The sequence below is a fragment of the Kastovskya adunca genome (assembly GCF_059505785.1).
Genome location: NZ_JCACLG010000022.1, coordinates 1 through 19,962, shown reverse-complemented (window position 1 = coordinate 19,962; position 19,962 = coordinate 1). Strand labels below are relative to the sequence as shown.

At 48.3% G+C, this 19,962-nt stretch carries 22 protein-coding genes; 11 read left to right on the top strand and 11 right to left on the bottom strand.

What is annotated here, in order from left to right:
• Positions 1-130 precede the first annotated feature (130 nt).
• On the bottom strand, positions 131-400 hold the full coding sequence (locus AC5JR3_RS08230) for a TIGR02450 family Trp-rich protein (protein ID WP_495844814.1): 270 nt from the start codon (positions 398-400) through the stop codon (positions 131-133).
• Positions 401-468: 68 nt separating this feature from the next.
• Positions 469-1,077: a rhomboid family intramembrane serine protease gene (locus AC5JR3_RS08225; protein WP_495844811.1), complete on the bottom strand. Its 609-nt coding sequence runs from the start codon at positions 1,075-1,077 to the stop codon at positions 469-471.
• Between the two features lie 295 nt (positions 1,078-1,372).
• Between AC5JR3_RS08225 and AC5JR3_RS08220 the strand changes: the two genes are divergently transcribed.
• Both AC5JR3_RS08220 and AC5JR3_RS08215 read left to right on the top strand, forming a co-directional pair.
• Positions 1,373-1,696 (top strand): hypothetical protein, encoded by a 324-nt coding sequence (locus tag AC5JR3_RS08220; RefSeq protein WP_495844810.1) that lies wholly within the window; start codon positions 1,373-1,375, stop codon positions 1,694-1,696.
• A gap of 297 nt (positions 1,697-1,993) precedes the next feature.
• Positions 1,994-2,362 (top strand): DUF6464 family protein, encoded by a 369-nt coding sequence (locus AC5JR3_RS08215; protein WP_495844808.1) that lies wholly within the window; start codon positions 1,994-1,996, stop codon positions 2,360-2,362.
• A gap of 51 nt (positions 2,363-2,413) precedes the next feature.
• Here the strand turns inward: AC5JR3_RS08215 and fmt are convergent, their stop codons facing one another.
• Entirely contained in the window at positions 2,414-3,424 is a 1,011-nt protein-coding gene (gene fmt, locus AC5JR3_RS08210; protein ID WP_495844807.1) for a methionyl-tRNA formyltransferase, read from the bottom strand.
• A gap of 95 nt (positions 3,425-3,519) precedes the next feature.
• Positions 3,520-4,371 (bottom strand): OmpA family protein, encoded by an 852-nt coding sequence (locus AC5JR3_RS08205; protein ID WP_495844804.1) that lies wholly within the window; start codon positions 4,369-4,371, stop codon positions 3,520-3,522.
• A gap of 392 nt (positions 4,372-4,763) precedes the next feature.
• On the opposite strand from AC5JR3_RS08205, the gene AC5JR3_RS08200 reads away from it, so the two are divergent.
• Positions 4,764-5,522: a hypothetical protein gene (locus tag AC5JR3_RS08200; RefSeq protein ID WP_495844802.1), complete on the top strand. Its 759-nt coding sequence runs from the start codon at positions 4,764-4,766 to the stop codon at positions 5,520-5,522.
• Positions 5,523-5,586: 64 nt separating this feature from the next.
• Here AC5JR3_RS08200 and AC5JR3_RS08195 read toward each other — a convergent pair whose 3' ends face one another.
• Entirely contained in the window at positions 5,587-6,108 is a 522-nt protein-coding gene (locus AC5JR3_RS08195) for a DUF937 domain-containing protein (RefSeq protein WP_495844800.1), read from the bottom strand.
• 181 nt (positions 6,109-6,289) lie between these two features.
• On the opposite strand from AC5JR3_RS08195, the gene AC5JR3_RS08190 reads away from it, so the two are divergent.
• From AC5JR3_RS08190 to AC5JR3_RS08180, 3 genes are all read left to right on the top strand, one after another.
• Positions 6,290-7,843 (top strand): YcjF family protein, encoded by a 1,554-nt coding sequence (locus AC5JR3_RS08190; protein WP_495844798.1) that lies wholly within the window; start codon positions 6,290-6,292, stop codon positions 7,841-7,843.
• Between the two features lie 34 nt (positions 7,844-7,877).
• Complete coding sequence (locus tag AC5JR3_RS08185) at positions 7,878-9,101, top strand: sensor histidine kinase (protein WP_495844797.1); 1,224 nt, start codon at positions 7,878-7,880, stop codon at positions 9,099-9,101.
• A gap of 108 nt (positions 9,102-9,209) precedes the next feature.
• A complete protein-coding gene (locus AC5JR3_RS08180) occupies positions 9,210-9,629 on the top strand; it encodes a RidA family protein (protein WP_495844795.1) in 420 nt (139 codons plus the stop codon).
• 1 nt (position 9,630) lies between these two features.
• Here AC5JR3_RS08180 and AC5JR3_RS08175 read toward each other — a convergent pair whose 3' ends face one another.
• The 4 genes from AC5JR3_RS08175 to AC5JR3_RS08160 are packed head-to-tail and all read right to left on the bottom strand — an operon-like array spanning position 9,631 to position 11,946.
• A complete protein-coding gene (locus AC5JR3_RS08175; protein WP_495844793.1) occupies positions 9,631-10,269 on the bottom strand; it encodes a MotA/TolQ/ExbB proton channel family protein in 639 nt (212 codons plus the stop codon).
• Positions 10,270-10,282: 13 nt separating this feature from the next.
• A complete protein-coding gene (locus AC5JR3_RS08170; protein WP_495844791.1) occupies positions 10,283-10,543 on the bottom strand; it encodes a hypothetical protein in 261 nt (86 codons plus the stop codon).
• A complete protein-coding gene (locus tag AC5JR3_RS08165) occupies positions 10,512-11,645 on the bottom strand; it encodes an ABC transporter ATP-binding protein (RefSeq protein WP_495844790.1) in 1,134 nt (377 codons plus the stop codon). The genes AC5JR3_RS08170 and AC5JR3_RS08165 overlap by 32 nt, the downstream gene beginning before the upstream one ends.
• Positions 11,646-11,703: 58 nt before the next feature.
• On the bottom strand, positions 11,704-11,946 hold the full coding sequence (locus AC5JR3_RS08160) for an Asr1405/Asl0597 family protein (protein WP_495844788.1): 243 nt from the start codon (positions 11,944-11,946) through the stop codon (positions 11,704-11,706).
• Positions 11,947-12,259: 313 nt separating this feature from the next.
• Here AC5JR3_RS08160 and dpsA point away from each other — a divergent pair, with 313 nt between their 5' ends.
• Complete coding sequence (gene dpsA / locus AC5JR3_RS08155) at positions 12,260-12,814, top strand: DNA starvation/stress protection protein DpsA (protein WP_495844787.1); 555 nt, start codon at positions 12,260-12,262, stop codon at positions 12,812-12,814.
• Positions 12,815-13,088: 274 nt separating this feature from the next.
• Here dpsA and gor read toward each other — a convergent pair whose 3' ends face one another.
• Positions 13,089-14,504, bottom strand: a complete 1,416-nt coding sequence (gene gor / locus AC5JR3_RS08150) for a glutathione-disulfide reductase (RefSeq protein WP_495844785.1) — start codon at positions 14,502-14,504, stop codon at positions 13,089-13,091.
• A gap of 252 nt (positions 14,505-14,756) precedes the next feature.
• A complete protein-coding gene (locus AC5JR3_RS08145; RefSeq protein ID WP_495844783.1) occupies positions 14,757-15,839 on the bottom strand; it encodes a hypothetical protein in 1,083 nt (360 codons plus the stop codon).
• Positions 15,840-16,127: 288 nt separating this feature from the next.
• Here AC5JR3_RS08145 and AC5JR3_RS08140 point away from each other — a divergent pair, with 288 nt between their 5' ends.
• Genes AC5JR3_RS08140 through AC5JR3_RS08125 form a run of 4 tightly spaced genes read left to right on the top strand, consistent with a single transcriptional unit; the run spans position 16,128 to position 19,895 of the window.
• Positions 16,128-16,751 (top strand): helix-turn-helix transcriptional regulator, encoded by a 624-nt coding sequence (locus tag AC5JR3_RS08140; protein ID WP_495844781.1) that lies wholly within the window; start codon positions 16,128-16,130, stop codon positions 16,749-16,751.
• Positions 16,744-16,926, top strand: a complete 183-nt coding sequence (locus AC5JR3_RS08135; protein ID WP_495844779.1) for a hypothetical protein — start codon at positions 16,744-16,746, stop codon at positions 16,924-16,926. The genes AC5JR3_RS08140 and AC5JR3_RS08135 overlap by 8 nt, the downstream gene beginning before the upstream one ends.
• Positions 16,927-16,952: 26 nt before the next feature.
• Positions 16,953-17,957: a zinc-dependent alcohol dehydrogenase family protein gene (locus tag AC5JR3_RS08130; RefSeq protein WP_495844777.1), complete on the top strand. Its 1,005-nt coding sequence runs from the start codon at positions 16,953-16,955 to the stop codon at positions 17,955-17,957.
• Positions 17,958-19,895, top strand: a complete 1,938-nt coding sequence (locus tag AC5JR3_RS08125) for a pentapeptide repeat-containing protein (RefSeq protein WP_495844776.1) — start codon at positions 17,958-17,960, stop codon at positions 19,893-19,895.
• Positions 19,896-19,962: the final 67 nt, after the last annotated feature.

Genomic DNA, 19,962 nt, shown 5'->3' with positions numbered 1-19,962 from the left:
GGGAGTGGGGGAGCAGGCTTCGACGTGAGACTTCGGCGTGAGCGCTCAGTCGAACGCTCAGCCGAACGGGAGATGAGGAGAACCAATAATCTCATTCATCCTTCATACTTCACCCTTCATCTTTCATACTTCACTCCTCATACTGAATCTGGGCAACACCTTCGTTTTGTGCCATTTCTTCTAAAGTTTGCCAGCCTGCTTGCCACAACGCCCCATCTTTGAGCTGATTGGCATTAAGCCAGAACCGAACCTTGGGATCGCAGGAAGCAACCATTTCGGCAAAGACCCATTTCCCCTCATTCTTGCGATTAACCGCTTGAAAGTGTCGCCATCCCCATGTTTTTTGCTGGGCTGTCCATTTTGAACCAACCAAATGGGGAAACTTCTGCTTTTTTGGCATTTTTAATTTGATGAACTATTGACTGACTCTCCACATCTCAAAGGCTGACAATGGAGCGTTATGAAAGCTTACAACTGACGCTTAGGTCGCGACAAAAGGCGTGCGGCTAGGACACCGCCGAGGAAGCCACACAAATGCCCTTCCCAGGAAATCCCTCGCTGTAACGGTAAGACTCCCCAGATTAGCCCTCCGTAGAATACGCCTACCACAAGAGAAAGCAAAATGGAGGAGAAATTACGCTCAAAATAGCCGCGTAGGAGGAGAAAACCCAAGTAACCAAAAACCACCCCACTTACGCCAATATGGACGCCACTTGCGCCAAATAGCCAAACACCCAGCCCTCCAACAATGGCTGAGATGATCGTCACGATAAAAAAGTCCTTGGTTTCTCGCAGCATGACAAGCCAGCCGAGAGTGACAAAGGGAACAGTATTAGCGATTAGGTGAGCAAAACTGGCATGGAGAAACGGAGCAAACAGGATACCCCGTAACCCAATAACGTTGCGAGGGATGATACCAAATATGTCCAGCGATCGCTGAAGCACTACAATATCAATAATTTCCAAAATCCAAAAGACTGCAACAAATCCGCCTAAAATCTTGAGTTGCGTTTTAAATTCACGAGCGATCGCTTTGGTTTCCTGGCTACTCATTGCTGTGCCCTTGGAGTATCCCATTGTGTGTGTTGATTCCAGATTAACAACTTCTCCCTAAAGAATTAGTCAACCTGCATGTGGCAAACCTTGCTCAGGCTTGCCATCAACAACGATTCTCCATTCAAGTCAGTTACATTCAGCTATGCTTTACCCCCAAGTCAAAAGATGCTGTAGGGACGCAAAACCTTCGGGCGGTCAATTTGGCAGTTAAATTCAACATTTTTATATCCGGATACTTCGCCCTTTCATCCTGAATCAGCCTTCTAGGAGCATGTCACAATTGGATAGAAAGGCTTAAGAGTGAAGATGGGATGGGATGAGAGCCAGAATCGAGAACGACGTTATTTTCCTCAATAACCAAGACGTACCAGAGTTTAAAAAAGGCGGCTCTGTAGTCCGAAATAGTTACTTTTGGGCATTGCGCTCTATTGCAGGTCAAGCTCCCCGTTATCGGGATTGGGAATACGAAAAAGAAGTATGGCTAGCCATGACGCGAATGCTACTGGCTTTTGCTGAATCTGGCTATCTGGGACTCAGCGAGACAATACTAGAGTTTCCCCTTTCCCAACCAGAAATACCCGCCGTCTTGCGCTCTGTCTCGACTTGGGAGAGCGAGGAAGAACGGAGTTCTGAGTCCTGAGTCCTGAGTAGGGAAGAAAGTATGAAGTATGAAATATGAAGTATGAAGGGTAAGAGGTAAAACATTCTCCTCTGCACCCCTGCACCCCTGCACCCCTGCACCCCTGCACCCCGTTCGGCTGAGCTTACGTCGAAGCCTGCTCCCCGGCACCCCGGCACCCCGGCACCCCGGCACCCCTAGCCAGGACTCAACTACTCGCTGACTAAAGAAAAATCTCTCTTGAAGATGAAGTAAAAGAGTGTCAGGCTATGAGTGCGATACCATCCAAAGGTAGTCAGCATTACATTGAAGTCAGTTATGGAGCCAGACTCTTTACCGACAGAGGTGATTTTGACGCATCCGCGTCAGACCCTCGGCAAAGTCCAACTTGATTGGACTCCTCAACCCGGTCACTATCTAGAACTGAAGGGTCAAACTTATGCCGTTTTAGAGCGTCGCCACCGTTATCAATTAAAGTCAGGACGTTACCGATTACAAAAAATTGCTCTATACGTGCAGTCTGCTCAACAACCAACGGAAAAAAGCATAATCGAAGGGCGCTGGGTTATTGGAGATGCTAGTTGTCGATTTAATGCTCGTTCAGAAATCCTTCGCTGTGCCGTGAATCCAGAAGGGCCCTGTGCTGAATGTCGGCTATATGAACAAATCTCAGTTGATGAGTCTTGAGTTTTCAGGGAAATCTCGATCAGGGGTTGGTGATTCGCTAATTGCTGAGGTTCAATACTCAATACTCTCCAATGTCTCTCCTACAGCTACGCGCATCCCATTCACAAAATCCCAACCATTTTGAACTCGTTTACCTGCTAGCTGTACCTCGCGTAAGAGCAACAGCCCTTCTCCCGTTTGCACAATCGGGCCTATCCCTTTAGCCAGGCTGACCACTGTTGCTGGGCTTGCCGAACTATCAGACACAGAGGCAACCTCAGGCTCCAGGCTTTGCAAGTCTTGGGGTAACTGCGACCAATAAGGGGAGCCTACGAGAGGGGCTGTTGCAATGACTTTGAGCGTTTGACCTCGAAAGGAGGTGACACAGTTGGGGAAAAATCCTCTCACCTGATTGTGTAACTCCAGAGCGGAGCGCGACCAATCGAGACAATAATCTGGCTTGTTAATCAACGGTGCGTAGGTGGCTGCGGTATCAGCTTGCGGAATTGGTTGAATATCCTGGCGCTCTAACTTCAAGAGAGTATCGATTAACAAGTCAGCTCCCAAGGTTGTCAGCCTTTGCGCTAAATCATGAGCATTATCCAACAAATTTATTGGTGTATAGGCTTTGAGCAGCATTGCTCCTGTATCCATCCCCGCATCCATCCGCATTGTCGTGATGCCTGTTTGGGTCTCGCCGTTGTAGAGACACCACTGAATTGGGGCAGCGCCTCGATACTTGGGCAAAATTGAGCCGTGGACATTGATGCATCCGAATGGTGGGATATCGAGAATCTCTTGAGAGAGGATTTGTCCATAGGCGACGACAACGAAGACATCTGCTTTGGCTTGTTGCAGTTGAGCAATGGTTTGGGGATCTTTTTTTATCCGTCGTGGCTGCCAAATAGGGAGTTGATGCGCTAGGGCAATGCCTTTTACTGGGGAGGGAGTGAGCTTGTTTCCGCGTCCTCGACGCTTATCCGGTTGGGTAACAATGCCGAGAACGTCCATATCTGGATGCTCTAACAAGCGTTCCAAGGTCGGCACGGCAAATTGCGGGGTGCCAAAGAAGATTACTTTCATCGTGATTGGCGAACTGGCGATTAGGGATTAGCGATCGGGAAGATGTTCATCGCAAACAAGGGTTTAATTTATGAACCATGTTCCATTAGCAATGATTAATTGGCAACTGCAATTTCGATGCGGCGGTTACGTTGTTGGTTGGCGCTGGTGTCGTTGGGAACGATAGGACGAGTTTGACCGTAGCCAATGACGACCCAGCGGTATCCTTGACCTAAGGCGCGGGCTAAGTACTGTTCAACCGCTTTGGCACGGCGAAAGGACAATTCTCGGCTATTTTGAGGGTCTTCGCTATCAGTATGGGCAGCAATCCGGATGGTGCTGTTTTCAACGTTGCGGATGTCGGCGACGATTTTGTCTAAAATCAAGCCAGCTTCGGGGCGTAAAACGCTGTTTTCTTTAAATAAAACGTCGTTAGGAAGCGTTACTTTGAGGACGGTGTCGGACTCAGAGGTTGTGTTAGTAGCGCTGGGATTGTTGTTGCTAGTTGTGGTAAGGCCTTGCAACTGTAGGGAAACGCTTTGCAGCCGTTCCTCGATGGAGCGATTGGTGGCTTCTTGGCGATTGGTGTCAAGTTGGTTTTCTAAGGTGGTGGTGCGATCGCTTAATGCCTTTAATCGCGACTGTAACTGGTTGAGTTCGGTTTGCAACTGCTGTCGTTGTACGGGCGTCAGGGGCGGGAGCGAGCTACTTGTCTCACCAGGGGGGGCATTGACTAGGGTTGAGTCAACAGGAGCTTCATTGCTAAAACGTTCTGGCAGCCTGAGTATTAAAGGCTTACTGGGATTTGGGTGGGGGTAGAAGTTCGCAATCAAAATGCCCAAAATAATCGCGAGTCCACTCCCTACACCCAGGAGTAGCAGCCGGAAAATTAAAACGAGTATCCAAGGAGGTCTACTTTTTGGCTTGCCAGAGGAGGGATTGGGGGTTGTGCGTGCAGATTGGGTCACCGCTTTTCCTGAATTTCATCCAGACAATAGAAAGATAATAAAGATAACTGAGTACAGCCGATCCAAGATTTTGAGATGGGATCGTCAGAAACTGAACCCTTGATTGACTGAAGACTAGCATCAGTGAGCTTCAACTGACTTGATAATTTTCGTAAAAGAGTAAGTTGAAGGATTCTTAACTTGTTATACATAACATAAGGAATCTACTTTCTTGAGCGTTGCTCCTCACACAAGGAATGCCGTCTAGCAACCTCACCGCCAGCCAATCAATGTTCAAACGAAGATTCTTCTCAGGATGGTATGCTACCCAAGCCTACTTACTCCTTCTTGTCGCTGCAACGCTCATAGCTTCTAGCTCGTCAGTTCACGGTGAATCAACGAGCTTGTCATCTATGGACGCAACTTCGTCAACGGTGCCATCTTCCCCATCGTCCCTTGAAGTGCCTGAAGCTGTCCCCGATATGAATCAACCCTCAGTGCAGATCGATCCGCTTGATAGTCCTCATCCCATTCCCTGGAATTGGGTGATGGCGACCCATGCTGAACTTAGTGCTAGTGCAAGTTCTGGTTCGCGCTACTACCGTTCTGAGTCTTTAATTTCTCCTGATGGTCAGTACGCAGCTTACAGCCGAATTAAGATGCAGTCGCAACCGGAACTGTATCGCAGCCGTGTAAGTAGCGTCATGTTTCTGGAAAACTTGCACACGGGAGACTTACATACCATTACTGCGGCTTCACCCCTGGCAGATAATCCCCTAGACACGACTGAAGAGGGAGATATGCCAGGGACGATCGCAATTTTGATTCCTGTCTCCTGGTCACAAAGTAGCGATCGCATTTTAGCCCGACAGTTTGAAGGGATGTTCAGCACGTCCGATGCCTCAGATTACGCAGTCATCTGGGATCGTCACCAAAATCGTACCAACACGATTTCCCCCAATCGGGTGCAGTACACCAATGCTGTGTTACTCGGTTGGAGTCCCACCAATCCCGATCAGGTTCTCTTTCGAGCTGGTAATTTAGGAGATGAACGCTGGCCTGTGTGGGCGGTCAATCTTGAGGGTCATACTGCCATTGCCACAGATGAAGAACCGATCGTTTTTGGTAAGTTCGTCAATCATATCTGGGCAGGCCCCCAGGCGCGTTGGTAAATGGTCTCTATCCCAATAGGGGCATAAAGTTTTATGCCCCTATTGGATATTCAACTGTTAAAAATCAGCGTTTGAGATAGCGTCCTGCTAACTGCATCGCGTCAGCAATATCTACCTCACCATCACCATTGGCATCCAAGAAGGAATCCAAAACAGAATTTGACCCTTGGGGATTTTGGGTACTGGCTCCAGTCTGCAAGAAATTCAGCACCAACGGTACCAAAACGGGCAACATCGATTGTATCGTTCCAGCGTTTAGCCCAGTTCTGGATGTTCCTTCTTGAACGAGTTGCTGGAGTTGAGGGGTGCTAAACAGTGACTGGACAGCTTGGGTGCTGGGCTGAGTGCCGCTGTACTGGTTAACAAAAGATTGCGCCTGCTGACCGCCCTCATGCGATCGCTTTTGCTGTAACGAATTGCGAGCATATTTACCGACAATTGACATTAGCGACTGCACTGTCGAGGGGTCGGTGTGGGAATTATTACTTAACATTTGAACCGTACTGAGGATGCTACCCAGTTGGCTAGAACTAGCTTGCTGAGAGGGGTTATCAATTGCGCCTAAAATCTGATCGAAGAGTCCCATAGTTTTTTATTGCTTACTTACTGCTGTTGAATATCTCACACCCCTCCACGAGCTTACCTCTAGCCAGCAGCAGAAAGTTGGGCAACAAAGCTAATCCTTAGGAAGATGAGGCAAAAGGGGGTGTTGAAAACAGACAATGGGCAACTGACCTAAAATGTGAACAAAAAGCCCCCATCTTTACATGCCTCTGTCACGTTTGTTGACGCTCGTTTTAGGAATTAGCCTGATTCTAGGGCTAATGCTGTGGCTGATTAACTCTATCTATCAGCTCTATTGGCAGATTTCCTTTACAGCACCACTGCTTGCCTATGTGTTGGTGTTATTGCTGATTGTCCTGCTAGGAATTTTGATCTGGGCATTTATTTACTACCTAGGGCTATTTAGGCGTTCCCCAAGATCATCACGGCGGCGGCAAACACCGAAGGTACCTGTCGAGAAAACCGAGGCAGCAGAAGAAACCCTAAAAGCAATACGGCGACAGGTGACGCAGATTCAAGATCAAGTAGCACGACAGGCGTTACTCAGCCGTTCGCGGGAAATTGAGTCGATTTTGTCCCGTGGGGAACTACGGGTGGTAGTATTTGGCACAGGTTCCGCCGGGAAAACTTCCCTGGTGAATGCCTTGATTGGGCGGATGGTGGGACAGGTAGGTGCGCCGATGGGAACAACGGCGGTGGGGGAAACCTATAGCTTGCAACTCAAGGGGCTAAATCGCGAGATTTTGGTGACTGATACTCCAGGGATTTTAGAAGCCGGGGTAGCCGGAACGGAGCGCGAACAAATGGCACGGCAGCTGGCAACGAAAGCGGATTTGCTGCTTTTTGTGGTAGATAATGACCTGCGGCAGTCGGAATATGAACCGTTGCGTCGGTTAGCAGAGATTGGCAAGCGCAGTCTTTTGGTTTTGAACAAAACTGACCTCTACACTGACACTGATAAAGAAACGATCTTGGCACGGTTGCGGCAGCGGGTAGGGAGTTTTATTGCTGCCTCAGATGTGGTGGCGATCGCCGCTAACCCCCGACCTGCCAAACTGGAAACAGGGGAAACTCTTCAACCTGACCCTGAGGTAATGCCCCTAATCCGTAGACTGGCAGCAGTTCTGCGCTCAGAAGGGGAAGATTTGGTTGCCGATAACATTTTGCTGCAATCTCAGCGCTTAGGGGAAGAAGCACGGTACTTATTGGACGGGCAGCGTCGGCGACAGGCGGAGAAAGTCGTTGAGCGCTTTCAGTGGATTGGGGCGGGGGTAATTTCTGTTACGCCCTTACCTGTAGTGGACTTACTGGCAACGGTGGCGGTGAATGCTCAGATGGTCGTGGAAATTGGTAAAATCTACGGCTGCGACCTAAATATGGAGCGCGGGAGAGAATTAGCGCTTTCTTTGGGTAAGACCCTTGCTAGTTTGGGAATTGTTAAAGGGGCAATTCAGCTTTTAACTACAGCGTTGCAGCTCAACATCGCTACCTATTTAATTGGCAAAGCCATCCAAGGCGTGACGGCTGCCTATCTAACACGAATTGCTGGGAGAAGTTTTATTGAATACTTCCGCCACGATCAAGATTGGGGAGATGGCGGAATGGCGGAAGTGGTACAGCAACAGTTTCAACTAAATCGTAAAGATGAGTTTATCAAGGTATTTGTTCAAGAAGCGATCGCACGGGTTGTAAACCCCCTTAAAAATACTTCAGAATCAGAGATAGAATCTGAGTCGGAGCAACATCGTTCTGAGTAGTAACCACTTCGGAGAAACACTTATTTTTAAATCTATGGTAACTCCTAGCAAAGTTCTTGCTGAAAAAGCTGATTTTATCTTTAAAGAATGGAAGGAAAAGGTTCGTAAAGACCGGAAAATTCAAAGCTCAAAAGATTTGCCCGACACTGCTTTAGGAAACTCGATGCCTGAGCTTCTTAAAAGCATGGTAACGGCACTTGATTCCTCAGATGATGATGATTTTGAGGTGATTGCCAAGGCAAGTCTAGAGCATGGTCGGCTGCGAGCAGCACAAGGATACAACGCCGCCGAGATTGCCCGCGAATATAGTTTACTTCGGCAGGTTATTTTTTCTGCTTTAGAACCAGACTTTATCAAAGATGAAAATCAAGTCCAAACTCGTACTTTTTTCCTAATTAATGCTGTGATTGATGAAGCGATCGCTATGTGCTTCAATCAATTTGTGGAAGAGCAAACTCAAGAACTTAATCATGTTCAAAACCAACTAAAACTGACTAATCAAGAACTCACGCGCTTACTCCGGGGCAACCAAGAGAGCTTCTCCTACCTCGCTCATGAGCTAAAAACACCGCTAAACTCAATCATGGGTTATTCTGAGTTGCTGTTGCGTCAGCAGCAAAAAAATACCTCAGAAGCTCCTAAAAGTAGCACCCATATCGAACGCTTGCTGCGCTCAAGCCGCCAGTTACTGCGTCTGGTGAATGATTGTCTAGAATTATCCCGTTACGATGCTGGAAAAATTGAGCTGCGCCTTGCTTCTATAGCGGTTGTTCCTATTATTAAAAGCGCCGTCGAGATGATCGAACCGCTAGCTCAGGAAAAAAATTTACACATAGAAGTAGATTTCCAAGAAGCTCCAGGCGAAGTTATGACCGACGCTTTTCGATTGCAACAAATTGTCACCAATCTTCTTAGTAATGCGGTTCGTTATACCGATACAGGCTCTATTAAAGTTCACTGCGCCACCCTACCCGACCAAAATTGGCTCATCACAGTTCGCGATACGGGAATTGGAATTGCCCCAGAAGCTCAAAAATATATTTTTGAGCCTTTTTCGCAGCCTTTCGCCGGATCTAAGCAAGCCAGAGCCGGGAGTACCGGACTAGGGCTAGCTATTGTTTCTCGGTTAACTAACCTTTTAAAGGGTGAAATAACTTTAACTTCTACCCTGGGAGAAGGCTCAGTTTTCACAGTCACTTTTCCCGTTAACCTGACAATTAATGACCAGAAAGCAGGAATAATAAAAGACGAAAAGTGAAAGCCCCTCTTTTTAAATTAAGATAAGTTCTCAAGTGCCCTGAAAGCACAGATTCCTTTAGTTTGATTGATTCTCCCGTATTTACTTATTATTTTTGAGTTGAAGTTAATGACGCGAAAAGTTATCCGGACTGGGAATGCACCAGCACCTGTAGGCCCCTATAACCAGGCGATCGCCGCTAGCGGTCAGATGATTTTTGCGGCAGGTCAAATTGCCCTCGATCCGGCAACGGGTGAGCTTGTTGGTACAGGCGATATTGCTCGACAAACCGAGCAGGTAATGGCAAATCTAGAGGCTGTGCTCGCCGCAGCGGGTGCTAAGTTTGGGGATGTGGTGAAAACTAGCGTTTTTCTCACGGATTTGAATGATTTTGCGGCGATGAACCAGGTTTATTCTCGGTACTTTGATAGTGCGACAGCTCCGGCGCGGGCTTGCGTACAGGTGGCTCGTTTACCCAAAGATGCCCTAGTTGAAATTGATTGCATTGCCCTAGCGGGTGACTCTACACCCGGCTCGGAGTCTGAATAATTTACTGATCCTGTTTGGGTTCGTACCAGACTTGGCGATAGATCAGTTCTAACTCACTGCCAACTTCAGAAAAATAGTCAACTTGCTGCGCTTGCAGGGTGATGAAGAGTCTGAAAAAGATCAGCGCCAGAATTGCTACTACCATACCCGTGGCAGTTGTAATCAGAGCTTCCCCGATCCCGGCGGCGGCTTTGGTGGCATCCGTTCCGGTGGTACTGCCGATTTGCAGACTGGAAAAGGTGGCAATCAATCCTGTAACTGTCCCTAGAAGTCCTAATAGGGGTGAAATAGCGACGATAGTTTCCAGGAGCTTCTCACCTCGGCGCATTTTGACAAATTCTTTGTCGCCTGCGGCTTCCATTGCCAGACGAAAGGTTTCTGGTGTGGGTTGCCGCAGTTTGAGGGGGGCAAGTAAAAAGCGACCAATAGGAAGGTCTTGAGCCTGGGAGGCGATCGCGGCGGATGAGCTGAGATCGACCTGTGCTGCTGCCAAAACCTCGTGAGCAATTTGGTCTTCCCGACTTAATAACTGATACCAAAACCAGCCCCGCTCCAGCGCACAGGCAAGGGTAATGATGGAAAGTCCTAAAAGTGGCCACATCACAGGGCCACCCTGAACAATCAAATCATAAAAACTCATAATTTTGTCGCTCCTACTCGTGCCCTCTTCTACCCAACATCCTATGGCTTGACTGCACTTGATGCCGTTGGCGCTTTGCCACTGGTTCAGCACCTGTTGAAGGCGATCGCTGGCAAGATGTTCCAGTCAGTTTGGCTAACGCGGTAAATAGGCAGATATAGGAGTGCTGTTTAACAAAGACGACGAGGGAACTACCATCACCTCTGCCCCCCAAACCCAGGTGTTGGGACACCATCCGTATTTTAAGAAACTGAGAGAGCGGAGGATTGGGCATCGCTTAATGTTGAGGAATCCATCGGGAACACTCGCAGGGCGTTATTGGCAATCGATAGTTGCACCCGCGCTCCAATTGGCAGCCTCGTCTCCGTTGTCGTTCGAGCCTGTAATTGGCGTCCAGAAGGCGTCCGTAGCTGATACTGGTACTCGCGACCGAGAAACTGTCGGTCTTGGATCACCACCTGAGAAGTATCATCTGGGTAGAGACTGATGCTTTCTGCGCGTAGCATCAATTCCGCTTTTTCAGCGTTCTCGGCTGTGGCAATTTGGTTTTTAGCCGTCCAGGAATCGAGGGCATCAAAGCAACCGATTTCTGTTTCCCAAAACCGCCCTTGACGACGGGCGGGGAGGAAATTCGCTTGCGTAACGAACTTTGCCACAAAGCGGGACGCGGGTTCGGTGTAAAGTTCTTCCGGGGTGCCCAACTGTTCCAGATAGCCTTTGTGCATAACGCCAACTTTGTCGGAGATGGCGAGAGCTTCTTCCTGATCGTGGGTAACAAAGATCGCGGAGGTGCCAATTTCCTTGAGGATGCTTCGCACTTCTTGGCGCAGCCGCAGACGCACTTGCACATCCAGATTACTCAAGGGTTCATCCAAGAGAATCAAGCTGGGTTGAGGTGCCAAGGCGCGGGCGAGGGCAACTCGCTGTTGTTGCCCACCAGAGAGTTCGTGGGGATAGCGTTTTTCTAATCCTGTTAATCCCACTAAGGCGATCGCTTCTGTGGTTCGTTCTTTGATCGAGGCGCTATTCTCCCGACTTTGCCGCTTTTTGAGACCAAAGGCAACATTTTCTGCAACGTCTAAATGGGGAAACAAGGCGTAGTCTTGAAAAACCATGCCCGTATCGCGCTGTTCTGGCGCTACCCAGCGATCGGGGCTAGCAACGATTCGTTCTCCTAACTTCACTGTTCCTGATTCCGGTCGTTCAAACCCCGCAACGATTCGTAAGAGGGTGGTTTTACCACAGCCAGAGGGGCCTAGTAATGCCAACAATTCTCCTTGATTTAGCGTCAGCGTTACATCAGCCACGGCGGGGGATGCCATTTGAGAGAAGTGTTTGGTGATGCCCTCTAAATGTAGAGTTGCTGGTTTGGTCATGAGCGGTAACAGGTTTTAAGGATGAGTGAATAAATAACGGTCAATTTGGTAGGGATTATTAGTCACACCAGCAGCGTTCCAACCAGCCCACTAGCCCCCAACGGGGTACGGTTATCTGTCTGACAACGCTCCAAACTTGCACCGCCGTTTTGACATCGTCAATTTGGACAGTTAACGGCTGATTTGAACCACATTGACAGGAAATAGAGAGTTCTTGCAGGCGTCGGTAGACTTGCCAGCGGTCTACCCAGTCCACTTCGATCGTTTGTTTGGTTTCAGATTGGAAGCTGGATGGATTCATTTGCCTCAAAAGATGCAATTATCTATCATTAGTGATGGCGGTGATGTTACAGAAGAGTTTGGAACCACAATCCTATCCTCTGCCTTCAAGAAGCCTGACTCACTACAATAGATATAAACTAAATGCCAACAATTCTCAACTAAACCGGAACAAAATCTGAAGAAAATCTCAAAAGCTGAGTGTTCCTAATGAGAACGGCAGCCGTCTAATTGACGACCTCGACAAGGGTTGAGGTTTATTTTGTGCTGAATAGTGATGGGAGTGCTAGACTTACGGGTAGCAATAATTGCTGCTTAATGAGAGGAACACAACCATGGCTGAAACTCAGGGTTTATTACGGAATTTCGGCGAAGTTTATGATAATCCCATCCTGCTGGAGCACACGGTTACCGCCCCAGTTTGTGAAGGTTTAAACGCCGTACTCGCCAGTTTCCAAGCACTCTACCTGCAATACCAAAAACATCATTTTGTTGTTGAAGGCTCAGAATTTTATTCCCTACACGAATTCTTTAGCGAAAGCTACGAACAAGTGCAAGAGCATGTTCATGAAATTGGCGAACGCTTAGATGGGCTGGGTGGCGTTCCGGCGGCGAGTTTTACCAAGTTGGCTGAATTATGCTGCTGGGAGCAAGAAGCGGATGGTGTTTTCCCAGCTCGTCAGATGCTAGAGCACGATTTAGGGGCGGAACAAGCAATTATTCAGCTAATTCGTCGTCAAGCTGGACAAGCGGAAAGTTTAGGCGATCGCGCTACTCGCTACCTTTACGAAACAATCCTGATCAAAACTGAAGAAAGAGCCTACCACATTGGTCACTTCCTGGCTCATGACAGCTTGACTCTAGGATTTGTCTCAACATCCAAAAACTAGTGGTATAGCAAAGTCGGTGAGTCGGTGAGTTTAAGATTCAACCAGCACTTGCTTTTAGAGAATCAGGAATGTCCTAACCTATGTGGCGATTGCTATAGTTGAAATCTAAGTAGAATCTATCCTCCGGGAACTGAGCGCTGTTCCAAAAACAGTTAAGGGAACGAACAAATTTAATCTGTTCGTTCCCTTGTTTTGTGGGAGGATTTTGCCTCAGGTATTCAACCAAACTGAATCCAACACCGAGAGCGTTCTTTGCATCGCGCCCATGGTGGGTTTAGCGCAACGTCACAAACTCTTCAGCGATGGTGGGATGAATCCCTACAGTAGAGTCAAAGTCTTTCTTGGTGGCTCCCATCTTAATCGCGATCGCAATTCCTTGAATCACTTCGGCGGCGTTTTCGCCAGCCATATGAGCACCAACCACTTTCCCGCTACCCTCTTCAACGACTAACTTCACCATCGTCCGCTCATCGCGATTGGCGAGACTGTAGTAGGTTGGCTTAAATTTGGCACGATAGCACTTCACCGCTTCACCCCATTGCTTCCGGGCTTCCGCTTCAGTCAAACCAACGCTTGCGCCTTCTGGAGTTGAAAAAACGGCACTTGGCACATTTTCATAACTCATTTTTCGGGAATTACCGCCAAACACCGTATCCGAAAACGCTCGACCTTCCTGAATTGCTACAGGCGTGAGATTGATGCGGTTAGTGCAATCGCCAACTGCATAAATATGCTCTTGGCTGGTACGACTATATTCATCAACAGCGATCGCATGTTGATCAATAGACTCGCAAGCTTCGCCATAACCCTTCTCTGGGGTGGATGGAGGAATAACTACAGATAAGTTTGAAAACGGTTGAATTTCTACTCCCGCATTCTCTAGCCCCAAGTTAGTGAGATTGGGTTGACGACCTGTAGCCGCAAGCACTACATCGGCGAGGACAGAGCGATTTTCACCGATCATCAGCTTCAGCCCTTCTGGGGTCTTTTCAATTCCTGTCGCTTCAGAGCCACTGAGAATATTGATCCCATGCTGTTGCATCCCATCTTGAATGGAAGACCGCAAATCGTCATCAAATCCTGCCAAAATCAAGTCTCGCCGGATAACCAACGTCACCTCGGAGCCTAAGCCGTTCATAATGCAGGCAAATTCTACACCAATGTAGCCGCCGCCAATGATGGCGATCCGCTGCGGTTGCTCCTGCAACTGAAACATCGCATCAGAGATGATGGCGTGTTCAATTCCTGGGATATCTGGCATCACCGGATGACCACCAACAGCAATCATAATTTTGTCAGCGGTAATTTTGCGATCGCCCACTTCTAGAGTATGAGGATCGACAAACTTGGCATAGCTGCGAAACAAATCGACGTTAGCTTTATCCAGCATCCGGTCGTATACATCGTTCAGGCGTTCCAATTCCTTGTTAATGACGGAAGTCATCGCTTTCCAGTCCAAGGTGCTATTGACGGCACTCCAGCCGTAACCCTGAGCATCTTTAAATAAATCAGGGAAATGGGAAGCATAAACCATCAGTTTTTTAGGAATACAGCCGCGATTGACGCAAGTTCCCCCTAAACGGCTATATTCAGCAACTCCGACTTTGGCACCATATTCTGCTGCTCGTCTGGCGGAGGCAATACCACCCGAACCGCCACCAATTACAAATAAATCGTAGTCATAACTCATAACTTAGTAACTCCCTTTGCTGTAACTAGTATAAGACTTACCCCCAGTTCTCCTTTGTAAGGCGAGGCTTTCAAAGGCAGGAACTGGAACCGCCGCCGCAAGTCCCTAGCTTCTCAAGAGATTACTAATAATGGGTACTGCCAAAGTTTGAGGGGACTGTGACTATACAAATAGGTAGTTAATGTACTCAATGACAGCAGTTTGAACAACCTATGGGATAGCGATCGCGGTTTTGCCATCCTCAAAAGCTAATCAACTTTTACTACACCAAGAACTAGCAGCCGTAGGGTGAAATTCTAACTGCGATACCGCCTGCTGAACATCCAACTGCAAATATCGCTCCACTGGTATATACATCCAGTACACCGCTAGTGATGGATCTTGACCGATTTTTTGAAAACCCAAAGTACTCGCCAATTCTTCGTAACTGGGATGGATCACCAACACATAGAAGTCACACAAGTTAGGAAAATCTTCCAGCATTTGCATCAGGGTTTGCTGGGTATCTTCCAACAATTGGCAAACTTGCGGTGGTTGCATGTAGGGAGCATCAATCATCCAGCTCCGGACAAACACAGCATGACAGTTCAAGTCACCCGGTGGAGCTACTTGAATCGGGTCAATTTCAGTTGCTGCACTCAGATGCAAGCTCTTTTTGGGAGGCAAAAAGAAGTTTTCTTCCGACTCCTGGGCTGTGGGGTAGAGAATGTAAAACCCGACAGCGTTCTGGGTGTCACAGCGACGCAAAACGCGCATTCCCTGGGGATAGAGTTTTGCCCACTGACGCAGCCAGCAAGTAATGCGATATTGCACGGCGGCGCTGTTGTTACTCATCCAGTTGTAGTTACTCGCCAGGAAACTTGCCACGGGAATCGTATCTGTTTTCGGGTTAAAGCTGTTGGTGTAAAACTGCGGTGAGGGTTTTTTGGTGGGAGGTTCGATCAGATTGGCGGGGGCTTTGATTTGCAAGCAAATGGTATTACCGTCAAATTGCTTTGCTAATAACCCTAAGGCGACTAACTTATCGAGCATCATTCCCGCCGCGCGATCGCTTCCTCTATCTTGTTGAGCATAGAAAAGTTCTGCAGCTTCGCGATGGGTGCAGGGAATAAAACCCTCTGGTAAGCTGAGCCGAGCCAGCGGTTGCTTTAGCTTCTCTCCTGATGCTTGCTGCTGTTTTAGCGCTAGATATGCCCATAAGCGGACAAAATACTCCGCCCGACGACGAGTAAACCCAATTCGACCGACTAGCATTGAGACATAATCGCGTTGTTGTTCAAGGGGGAACCACTCATCGAGCCTTTCTGGATTGAGCGCACATTGGTTCCAAGACATAATTAACTAGACCTATTATTTGCATTCAATAGTCATTTCGTCGCGGTTCTTAACTAGCTCTACAAAAATAAATGGCGACGTTACGTAAATGTACTGAGATGCTTTAAAAAACTAAAAACTTCACCTTACTTCAGACCAGTTCACCCTACTTGTGCCGATTAGGTAAAACTGCGCCAGCCTGCCTTATCCTCATTGCTGCTTCCTCATAAGAGCAAACAGAATGACTCTAGAAGCTAAATCGCACACTAACGATTCGGCTTTTGAAGAGGAATTTTTAAGGAGTTAGTGATGTCTGTTCTTACCTCTGCTGTTATTAACCAATCAGCGCTATCTTTTCCCCAACAGTACTATCAGCATCAACCACCCGCAGCCTCAAAGCTTGACTTCTTCCAGGCGGTGCTAGAAGGATTAGCTGACGGTGTTTTGATTGTCAGCACAGAGGGAGAGTTAGTTCATACCAATCACCGAGGGCGGTATTTTTGCCAGCAATTTCAGGAGAACTCTTCACGTCGTCAGATCCCCGAAGCCATTTGGCAGGTGTGTCAGTCCTTGATCGAAAGCCGTGATTTGTTCCCAGAAGAACAACTGGTACTAGAGTCAGAAATCGTTAGCGATCGCGACACAACCCTACGCTTACGAGTGCGTTGGTTTGATTTAGTAGATGGCGATCGTCCCTACCTACTGATCACCCTAGAAGATTACGGTCAATCCCTCCAGGATCAAGCCGCTTCTGACATCAAAAAGTACGGCTTCACTAGCCGTGAAGCAGAAGTGTGGGCGCTTCGCCACGCTAAATACTCCTACAAAGAGATTGCTACCAAGCTGTACATCTCCCTCAACACCGTCAAAAAGCACATCAAAAACATCAACGCCAAGCGGCAAGCCGTAATGTGGGCAGAAGCAGATGCATAATCTACGTCTTTGCTCATCCCAGGTACAAATTGCCCACAGCAACAGACGGGGTATTCAAGCCCATCCTGCTCAACGCCTTGTCTTTAGTCCGCACGCCAACACAACAAGCGATAGACGCAGCACTACATTTGATCTTTTGTTTGCCACTGATCACTATCTAGACGAGACTATTTAAAGATTGTCAGTTTAGCGAAATCCTCAATGAAAGCAGTTTTGATGACAGAGGCGGGAAAGCCAGAAGTCTTGCAGGTGCAAGATGTTTCCGACCTAAAAATTGAAAATGACACTGAAATTTTGGTGCGTCTTCATGCCGCTGGGGTCAACCCAATTGACACAAAGCTACGGCAACGCGGCACCTTTTACCCAAATGACATGCCAGCAATTTTAGGCTGTGACGGTGCGGGGGTTGTAGAAGGCGTTGGTTCAGGAGTTCAACGCTTCAAAGTTGGGGATGAGGTGTATTTTTGTGCTGGCGGGTTGGGCAAATCTCGCACAGGCAATTATGCTCAGTTGACGGTTGTTGAGGAACAATTTGTCGCTCGTAAACCGACTTCTCTGTCGTTTGCCGAAGCCGCAGCAGCACCTTTAGTACTGATTACAGCTTGGGAAGCCCTCTACGACCGAGGACGCCTAGAAGCGGGACAACGGGTGTTGATTCATGGGGGTGCAGGTGGCGTTGGTCATGTGGCGATTCAGTTAGCAAAACTGAAGGGGGCTGAGGTTTGTACAACTGTGAGTTCCTCGGAAAAAGCCAGATTTGTCCGTCAACTGGGGGCTGATCATCCTATCTTTTACAAGGATACAGATTTCGCTACAGCAGCGCTGGATTGGACTCAGGGAGAAGGTGTAGACCTGGCCTTTGACACCGTAGGGGGAGCAACGTTTTACGACACCTTCCCAGCGATTCGGGTTTATGGGGATATGGTGACAATTTTGGAACCCGATCCGGCTGACATCAATTGGAAAATCGCTAGGTTGCGTAATATCCGCACCAGTCTAGAGCTGATGCTAACTCCGATGTTGGAGGGGTTAACTGATGCTCAAAGACATCAAGCGGAGATTTTAGAACAGTGTGCCGATTGGATTGAGCGGGGAAAGTTGCAAATTCATCTCAGTCAAACTTTCGCTTTGGAAGATGCCGCCTTGGCTCATCAGGCATTGGCAAGTGGCTCAACAACAGGCAAAATTGTCCTGACCATTGACTAGATGTGGAAACAGATTTGCTGTTTATGCCTGATGCTGTTTCTGATGTTGCTTCCTGCACCTGTTTGGGCAGCAACTACTTCGCCAGAACGCACTCCTTTGACTTGGGAGTTGCTACAAGAACGTTTTGAGTCACCGATTCAAAGTGACGGTGTTTTGACGCTCGACTTGCGGCAGTTCGTTATCGACTTGACGAGTGAGAATGTGGAGTTTCGCGATCGCTTCTATAGCCAAGTGCAAACTCAAATTAACCGCTCTAAGACTCCCTTAGGTTTGGATTTGAGTCAGTCTTTGATTCAAGGGGAATTTGTAGCGAGTAAATTGGGTTTGCGATCGCCACTTTCCGCCCCCACCTTACCCCCTCTGTTAACACAGCCTGAACGAGAACAGTTGCAGCGGGATCAGCGCTTTATCTTTGAACTCTCTGAGCAAGACACCCCCGTCACGATCTTTCGCGGTCCCCTCAAACTGGTAGAGACACGCTTTGGGGGAGCGGTAAATTTTGCCAATACATTCTTTTTGCAGCGCGTCGAAGCCTCTGATGTCACTTTTGTTCAAGAGGGAGATTGGTCAGATACGCGCTTTAGCCGTTCAGCCGAATTTACTGGGGCGACCTTTGGGCGAGATGTCAATTTTGGTAGCAGTACCTTTTTTGGGAAAGTGGGCTTTAAGAAAGCACATTTTCTCGGTAGTGCCAATTTTTCCGGCAGCACCTTTAAGTCAAATAGCAATTTTAGTGGCGCAGAGTTTGACCAACTGGCCAATTTGACCCGCACTAAATGGCTGCAAAAGGCTGATTTTTCGCAAGTTATCTGGCATGACCGTTCCCTGCTGAGCAATAATCTCTTCTCACAGGCACTTTTGCTGACGGACGCAACTTTTGAAAAGTCTACAACGTTTCGGGAAAGCCGCTTCAAGCAGCCTGTGCTATTACGCGATGTCAGCCTACTCGACCAAATCGACTTTAGCAACGCGCGCTTTACCGAAGCTGCCTTTTTGAATGTGGCGGGGATGACTTTTGACTCCGACCAAGCAAAAATTTTTGGCAACACGGGGCAAATTGGTCGAGTACTTTCTGTCCCCGTTTTGCAAGGCAATGAAGATGTCTTGCGGAACCTGGTGCGGAATTTCCGGGAAATGGAGCAGATTCCCGATGCCAATCAGGTGGAATACACAATGGAACGCTTACGGCAAGAGCAACTGGGGCAAAGCTTGCTGGTTACTCGACCCAGAGAAATACCGCCCCTGAACTGGGCGAAGAATGCTGTGCATTGGTTGGGATTGAGTTTGCTGTTGCTGTTGAGCGCCTATGGTACCAGTTTTGAGCTGGTGTTTGGGGTAGGGTGTTGCGCGATCGCTCTTTTTGGCTTGTTGTTCTGGTTTATCGACCGCTGGCGACCCCAATCACCCCTTGTCCCTCCGTATCTAGAAAGCGTTTACATGCTCAGTAGTTACCTGGCAGTAACCAGTGTGGGCATTACCAGCATCTTACGCAATAGCCAGCAGCCGTGGTTCACCCTGGCTTGTCTAGCGGTCATTCTTATCCCTATCCCCCTGATGCTAACGATGCGGCTTTATCAGCTTGGTGGCGACCGCAAAGCAGTAGAGCAAAGTTACTTTGTCGAAGACGGGAGCTTGCGCCAGTTGCGCTTGCTGATTGGACGCCTACCCATAAGACCCCGGTTTGATCTTTTTCGTGATCGCTACATGCCCATCCTTTGGGAACGCCGCTGGAGTTGGCTCAACTACTACGACTTCAGCCTCAACAACCTGCTCAAATTCGGCTTCAACGACATCCGCCTACGCGACGAACACCTACCAGGACTGATCACCACCCTAGTTTGGTATCAGTGGAGTCTCGGCATCCTCTACATTGCCCTTCTCCTCTGGACTCTCTCCCGCACCATCCCCGGACTTAATTTGCTGATTTACCTGAAGTAGGTGCAGGGGTGCGGGGGATCTCCGAGGCTCACAGGTGTAGGTTTTTTACAATCAAGCGGAGTTGAAG